Annotated in this window: 6 protein-coding genes; 2 read left to right on the top strand and 4 right to left on the bottom strand. The window is 54.5% G+C overall.

From position 1 onward, the window contains the following. Positions 1-430: 430 nt before the first annotated feature. Complete coding sequence (locus EE949_RS21470; protein WP_164666809.1) at positions 431-2,308, bottom strand: hypothetical protein; 1,878 nt, start codon at positions 2,306-2,308, stop codon at positions 431-433. Positions 2,309-3,007: 699 nt separating this feature from the next. Between EE949_RS21470 and EE949_RS21465 the strand changes: the two genes are divergently transcribed. Further along, positions 3,008-3,220: a DUF6124 family protein gene (locus tag EE949_RS21465; RefSeq protein ID WP_087268913.1), complete on the top strand. Its 213-nt coding sequence runs from the start codon at positions 3,008-3,010 to the stop codon at positions 3,218-3,220. Between the two features lie 145 nt (positions 3,221-3,365). On the opposite strand, the gene EE949_RS21460 is transcribed toward EE949_RS21465, so the two are convergent. Together EE949_RS21460 and EE949_RS21455 are read right to left on the bottom strand one after the other, a co-directional pair. Continuing rightward, entirely contained in the window at positions 3,366-4,178 is an 813-nt protein-coding gene (locus tag EE949_RS21460; protein ID WP_122666105.1) for an SDR family oxidoreductase, read from the bottom strand. A gap of 17 nt (positions 4,179-4,195) precedes the next feature. Then, entirely contained in the window at positions 4,196-4,660 is a 465-nt protein-coding gene (locus tag EE949_RS21455) for a multidrug transporter (RefSeq protein ID WP_122666104.1), read from the bottom strand. A 230-nt stretch (positions 4,661-4,890) separates the two neighbouring features. Between EE949_RS21455 and EE949_RS21450 the strand changes: the two genes are divergently transcribed. Beyond that, on the top strand, positions 4,891-5,478 hold the full coding sequence (locus EE949_RS21450) for a hypothetical protein (RefSeq protein ID WP_122666103.1): 588 nt from the start codon (positions 4,891-4,893) through the stop codon (positions 5,476-5,478). Between the two features lie 31 nt (positions 5,479-5,509). Here the strand turns inward: EE949_RS21450 and EE949_RS21445 are convergent, their stop codons facing one another. After that, positions 5,510-6,421: a hypothetical protein gene (locus EE949_RS21445; RefSeq protein ID WP_122666102.1), complete on the bottom strand. Its 912-nt coding sequence runs from the start codon at positions 6,419-6,421 to the stop codon at positions 5,510-5,512. Positions 6,422-7,005 lie beyond the last annotated feature (584 nt).

Raw genomic sequence — 7,005 nt, 5'->3', positions numbered from 1 at the left:
AACGGGGTCTGTCTGAATAACCGCAGCGCCTGAATCGTCGGGATGCCGCCCAGACCAAGCCCGGCTCTCACAGATGCCGGTGATCCCTGTAGGAGCCGAGCTTGCTCGCGATGAACGATAACGCGGTCTGTCTGAATAACCGCAGCGCCTGAATCGTCGGGATGCCGCCCAGACCAAGCCCGGCTCTCACAGATGCCGGTGATCCCTGTAGGAGCCGAGCTTGCTCGCGATGAACGATAACGGGGTCTGTCTGAATAACCGCAGCGCCTGAATCGTCGGAATGCCGCCCAGACCAAGCCCGGCTCCCACAGATGCGCGTTTCCCCTGTGGAAGCTGAGCTTGCTCGCGATGGGGTTGCCCAGATATGTCGGGTATATCACCTGACCTTGACGGCGTTCCACAGGGACACCGCTTCAGCGTTGATTGAGCTTCAGGAGAACAATCGGAGAGTTGCCTCAATCCCCAGGCTGGCCTCGTCAGCCGCTGTTTTCTGAATGGCGCGGTTGAACGTGCGTTTGGTTAGCTCTCGCTCAAGGCGTGCCTGGTTGATCCCCGCAGTTCTGCGCAGCCCGTCGAGGTTGGCAATGAATACGCCATATTTGTCGTAGGCACCGACAATCGCAGAGGGCGGAATATCGGTTGCGTAATTGATCTCGACAGGCGCCAGATTCAAGCGCGGGGATTGTGGGTAGCGTGCAGCAAAGTCATTGGCATAAAGGTGATAACCATCCAGCTTGCGCGCGTCGACAAGGTAAGTGTGGCCCCCTTTGGCACCGCCGTAGGTGAAGGCGCCGACATGATCCTTGTCATAAAACACCGAAGTTGAAATGCCTCTGCCGTCCGGGTCCAGGGCGTCGTGACCACCACCAAATCCGCCGCGCACGCCGGTCGCCTGATGGATGTCTTTTTGCAGATCGGCGGCCGGTGTTCGTAACTTGAAACCGTTCTCGAAGATAACCTCTGGGGCGCGGGAATCGCCGCGAAAAACAAAGCCGCGATACACCGTGATGTCATGCTGCTCAATGAACTGCTGTGAAAATCTTCCGTGCTTTTCCACCCATAGCTGCGTGGCCTGCGGACCTTTTTTAAAGTCGGCATTCAGCTTCAATTCCAGCGTGCGCATTCTTGCCGAATGTTTCGAGCGATCCAGGGCATCGATCAAATAGGGCGTTGCTGAAGACGGTAGTTTTTTTGTGTTCAGGATGACTTTGAGTTTCTGTGCAAGCTGGGTTCTGGCCAGCACAGAAAGCCCCTTGCCGACCACTTTCAGCACCAGAGGGGCGATGACCTCCGCGAGCGCACCAATGATGGCCGCACGGTACAAATCAGCCGCCACTTCGGGCAGATCTTCCAGTTCAGCCCTCGCCGCATCGGTGGCCGCAGACGCGACCCCCAGCAGGAAAGCTGCGATCAACCTGAGCGGCACCAGACTGACACTCACCGGCAGCGTGATACCCAGCGACAAGCCCGCCAGAAGATAGCCGCTGAATTCTAGAGCCGAGTCGGCGAGGCGCTCGGCATCCGTCGACACCAACGTATCGATATCGGACAACACGCGTCGATAGCTCTGGTCAAACAGCGCGCTGGCGATGTCGGGGCTCGCATGAAAGGTGATGGGAGCCACCCAGTAATACTTGGTCTCGAACCTGCGGACATATTTGACTTCATCGTTCCCTGGTTTTAGTCGCTGATACAGCGGGATGCGCGCTAATACCTTGTTGCGCAGTGCAGCGTGTCGTTCGATCAATGCACGAAACTGATCAAAGTCACGCGGTATTTCGTAGACCGATCTTTGCTGTGGTTCATTGCCGAGAAATACCAGTAAACCTTCGGTTGCCTGATCTTCAAAGTATTCAGGCGTTGGCAGAAACACAGCCCGTTCCAGCTTCACTCGCGACTTACCCTCAAACTGCACCAGCCGGGGTTCGATCCAGCCGTTCAAGTATTCGTTGGCGAGTGCAATCAGTGTTGTGGTTGAAGCTCTGTGCTCCAGATAACCACGGATGATGTTGTCCAGTTCATGTCGCGTGAGCAGCAGGGAAAGCTCTTTGACGTGAGGGCGATTGAAGTGCGCGTTGACCTCACTGATGTAGCGCTCCTGCAGGTTCACCGTATCGAACAGCTCGCGCAATTCGGGCGGGAACGAAGGGGGCCAGCGGATGCGCAGTCTGGTGGCATCTTTTAGATCGTGCCGAAAAAAGTCGGTGACTATCTGGTGAAGCTCAAAAGTGGCGATCTTGGGGCGGGGAGGGCTGACGCCGATGAGTCCGCTGTGGCGATCGTTTGTGTATTCGACATTGATCTTCATGTTGCTGGTGATCAATGCCTTGTGCGGTTCGTGCATCGTTGAGCGCTTTACTTCTGTGCGAATGAAATCATCGATAAAAGCAAAGGGTGAAAGCAATCGGGGCTGTGAGACAGCGTCGATCAATCCGGCCAGATCATTGGCCAGATGGTCGATATCGGCGGGGACTGTAACGGTGGTGCTCATGTGTCATTCCTTGACAGGTCATGGGCAGTGCATCCATTGCTCTGCTCAGGCTATGGAATATAGAGGTTGGAACTTGGCGCGGTTGTAGGACGTTTCTTTGTTATCGCGGGGTAAAGGCCCGGGATGCAGACGTGTCGTGAGGCCGGGCGTTAGCTATGGAGATTCTATGAATGAGCTTCGTCCATGTAACTTCAGCTAACCAAATAACCCCGTCCTACACCCCTTTCCTGCGGCCTTTTCCCTTTCTTCTGAGTGAAGTTTCCGAGAAAATCCCGAGCCCTTGCGCAGGGGGATTTCGGGCACTAGGCTGCGTCCGTCGTTGAGTATCAGCGATCGGGTTTAGCAGCCTGCTCAGGTTCACCTCCAGCGCAAGTTCCGTCTATGGCGGCTTTGTGCGGGGCACTTTCGAGTGCGCCGGTATTGGGGGTGCCACCGGTCTGCTAACCCGTATCAAAGCCGCCACCTTTTTTCGTTTAGCAGCGTGCATCTGGTGGCCTTACGCATGAGGCATTCCTGATGATCAAAGTAACGCCAGATCCACCACAACCCACGCTCGAAGAATCCCTGCTGCACGTCAGCGACCTGCTGCGTTGCGCAGCCGCCACTGCTTACGAAACCGGCGACAGTCTCAATGGCCCGAAACGCGATTTAGCCTTCTCGGTGGTACACCTGATCGGCATGGCCAAAGCCGAACTCGAACGCTCACTGGCGCGGGTGGAGTCCAGGTAAATCCAGATTGCGAATGAGGACCATTGTGGGAGCGAATTCATTCGCGAAGGCGGCATGGCAGGCGATAGATACGCATTGATCGTGCTTACCTCTTCGCGAATGAATTCGCTCCCACAGTGAGGCGTTCTTCAACATGGACGTCCGGTCAGAGCTTCTTATCCAGCCCAAACCGCTGGCGCAGTTTTTTATCCAGCAAGCCTTTGGGCAGTAACCAGCTCATCAGCGGCAACACCCGCGAGCCATTACCTGAGCGCAGGAGGCGTGGCGGTTCGGCCTGCTGCACGGCGCGCAGTACTTCACGGGCGAAATCGGTGGAAGAGGTCGGGTTATCTTGCGAGGCCTTGGCCCGTGCCCGAATCCCTTCACGTAACGGCCACCATGGTGATTGCTCGTTAATCAGCAATTCGGCTTCATGGCTGGCGTTCTTCGCGAAACTCGTATCGATGGCACCCGGCTGAACCTCCAGCACCTGAATCGAGAAGGGCGCCAACTCCAGACGCAACGCTTCACTCAACGCGTGCACCGCAGCCTTGGACGCGCAATACGCTCCGGCAAACGGCGTGACCAACACCCCGGAGACACTGCCGATGTTCACCACCAGGCCTTTGCTGTGCCGCAGCGCCGGAAAGAATGCACGGGTCACGCCTACGATCGAAAACACATTGGTCTCAAACTGGCGTTGCATCGCCTCGACTCCGCCATCGAGCAGCGGCCCCATGGCACCGTAGCCGGCGTTGTTGATCAACACATCCAGCCCTGCAAAGCGAGCTGCCAATTGCTCCAGTGCCGCGCCGTCATTGACGTCTAACTGGACGCCCGTGAAACCCGCTGTGTTAAGCGCGGCCACGTCTTCAGGCTTGCGTGCCGTGGCCCAGACTTCATAGCCCGCACCTTTGAAAGCATCAGCCAGGGCGCGACCAATGCCGCTGGAGCAGCCGGTGATCAGGACGTTGGGCATTGAATTATTCCTTTGGGTTAGTCCGAAAAACTGCCTTGTAAGTGCTCAGCCCGAAACTCCAGCGTCTGCGGTCGATAGCCTTGACGCAGGGGCGGCAGTGGCAGGCAATCCTGCCATTGGCTGCCCGCCTGCAAATCACCAGGGCCACGATAGCGCGGGCCAGCATACGCGTCGTCGGTAAGATTGACGGTATCGCCAGGTGCATACGCGGCTACGCGCCAGCGCAATTCTACGAGGGGGACCTTGTTGGTGTTATCAATCAGCACCAGCAGCGGCTTGCCGACAGGGCATTGGTCCGGGGCGTAATCCATGCGGATACCAAGATGTTCCAGGCGACGGGTTTCCTGACTGTCTTGCCAGATGACCACCATCGCCACAATCCCCAGGCCAGCAGCAGCCGCCAGCGAGACAGGCAAGGCCTTGGCCGGGTACCGCAGCAACAGAACAAGCCAGGTGATGATAAGCAATGCGCCGAACAGCATGAGTCGCGCCTCGTGAACAGATGAGCACGCATCGTACCGAATGCGGGGTGGGGTGTGCTAATGGTGGTACTCAAACAGTAAAACGTGCTCCCTCAGGGAAAGCTATCAGGGGGTAACTTTGTAGGCTACTTCATACAGGCTGATAGGACTTGCCGGTCAACGTATTCAGGTCACCAAATTCATCGTTCCGCCGTTACACCTCTTATGTAACCTTGGCATGAGAGGCCACCATGAATCTGACTTTTATCGTCGATCAAAATCATTCGTACAGACGCGCAATTGAAATTGCCTATGAGAAAGCCAAAAGCGAGGGAGGGGTTGATGAAATAACCGCGCGGGAGTGTGAGTTTGTGCTCAGTCAGCCAGAGCCCGATTATGTTTATGACGAAGCGAGATTCGATAATACGCTGCATTTGTACGAGGGTTATATATGCCCCGAAGCAGCATTGAGCCCGCGGGATGCTTACGAGCACTCAAAAATAGATGCCCGCAGGTGCGCCGCGGAGTGCGTTGCAAATCAGATGGATAATATCTGGGAGGGCTTAAAAAAGACCATCGTCGGCATTGAATCTGAAATATCAAATGAACTGACCTTCTTAATTGATGAGAAAGGCACCATTAGGCCGATCTGCATTTCACCTCCACTTGATGCGGCGACCGAGAAACAGCTTTTTGAGTTGCTTAATAACCATTCAGAATTCAAGACGGCGGCTGAAGACTATGTCTGGATGTTAGCAGGTTTGGTGGGACGTACGGCAGAGGGGTTATCAGGCAGCTATGCTCGGCATTTTGCCCACTCTTGTTTGCGTGAAGGCTAACCGCGTGGAGAATGCTGTTAGCCTTAAAATTTTAACCGATGATTTTCATCGAGCAAATTTGCGCGATCGACACGGGGCTGATACCGGTAGATGGGTTGCCCCGGACAGAAACCTTCCAGTGGCCGGTATTATAAGTGGCTTGCCATTTTCTGACGAAGTCGAATACCCCGGTAAAAGGAGTCGTTACGTGGCGCCCGCTACAACCTGGAAAACTGACATATTCCACGATGCCTCCCGTGACGGTGACGCGTCGCGATCTAACGTCGCTAGAAGGATTTTGATCATCGGCTCTTATAAAAAAGTCGACTGTAGCCCCCTCTAAAAGCTGACCCGTGGAGTCTCTGATATTCGTCGCCCACATGATTTTGTGGCTGAATGTCGACGTCGAGAAATAGGTACCGGTCTTTGGGCCTTCTGTTTCGATCCTGATATTGTGGGCGTATGGCGCTGAGCCGAAATCAATGTGGAAATATTGATCTGCTTGAAAGGGCACTCCGGCCGGGTGAGAAATTCTGAGTTGAACCTTATCGCCGATGGTGAGTGGGGCCGTGATGATTGGATCTAGCGTAGGTAGAGTTTGCCAACTACCTGCACTGTTATATTCGATATTTGAGTGAGAGCGATTTGTCCCTTTCAGGACATCGTTGATCATGACCTTCTGTCCACGCAACGCAGTAAAGCTATAGTATTTAACATCACTAGCGCTCTCCAGTTTACCCACGACACTATTAATTTTGTCCTGCAGTTCGGTGATTTGGATGTCAGCGGGCTCGGGGGTAACACCTGTCAGATCTTGATGGCTGCTGGTTTCAGCTAAGTTGGCTTGCTGGCTGGCATCCGGGTCACATGCTGGTATGGCTAACGCTGTTGAGCCATATACCCCACTTAACGCTAGAAAAAGTGAGGTCGCGATCATTGTTTTTTTACGGGTGCACTTGTTCATTGTAATTCCTTTTAAATATGTTTTTTTCGCACGACTGTGATTGCCTGTTGATAGGCCAGGCATACTTTTGTGCTTTGAGTTAGTTATGATTGACTAATGAAATGACGTAATCAGTGATTGTGGTTCGCGGTCAATTCTGAATATGTAAGCGGAAGTAAGCTCGGCACATCCTCCATTGACGCACGGAAAACGCTGACAAACGGTTGGCATAAATGCGTACGTATTGCGTCTCTTGATCCCACAGCGAGTGGTGTACGGAAAACAGAGTGAGGTAGTACCTCCGGCGCACAATCTGTAGGAGCGAATTCATTCGCGAAAGCTTTTTGCCGGCCCCCGCAGATGTATTGGATCAACTGGCCTCTTCGCGAATGAATTCGCTCCCACAGGTTCGTGCCAGGCTCAGGCTCACGCTGATTCCGTGGGACCGGATTCATTTGGGAAGGCGTTATTCCTGACGACACAGAGGCGGTGAATGCACCGGCCTCTTCGCGAATGAATTCGCTCCCACAGGTTCGTGCCAGGCTCAGGCTCACGCTGATTCCGTGGGACCGGATTCATCCGGGAAGGCGTTATGCCTGACGACA

Origin of the sequence: Pseudomonas viridiflava (genome assembly GCF_900602065.1) — a bacterium.
Classification (GTDB): Bacteria; Pseudomonadota; Gammaproteobacteria; order Pseudomonadales; family Pseudomonadaceae; genus Aquipseudomonas.
Note: the sequence above shows the minus strand (reverse complement) of the source record. Positions and strands in the feature narration are given on the sequence as shown.

Bases quoted from the DNA above. Each gene is read 5' to 3' on its own strand.
- EE949_RS21445 (WP_122666102.1), bottom strand. From the start codon at position 6,421: ATGAACAAGTGCACCCGTAAAAAAACAATGATCGCGACCTCACTTTTT.
- EE949_RS21460 (WP_122666105.1), bottom strand. From the start codon at position 4,178: ATGCCCAACGTCCTGATCACCGGCTGCTCCAGCGGCATTGGTCGCGCC.
- EE949_RS21455 (WP_122666104.1), bottom strand. From the start codon at position 4,660: ATGCTGTTCGGCGCATTGCTTATCATCACCTGGCTTGTTCTGTTGCTG.
- EE949_RS21465 (WP_087268913.1), top strand. From the start codon at position 3,008: ATGATCAAAGTAACGCCAGATCCACCACAACCCACGCTCGAAGAATCC.
- EE949_RS21470 (WP_164666809.1), bottom strand. From the start codon at position 2,308: ATGAAGATCAATGTCGAATACACAAACGATCGCCACAGCGGACTCATC.
- EE949_RS21450 (WP_122666103.1), top strand. From the start codon at position 4,891: ATGAATCTGACTTTTATCGTCGATCAAAATCATTCGTACAGACGCGCA.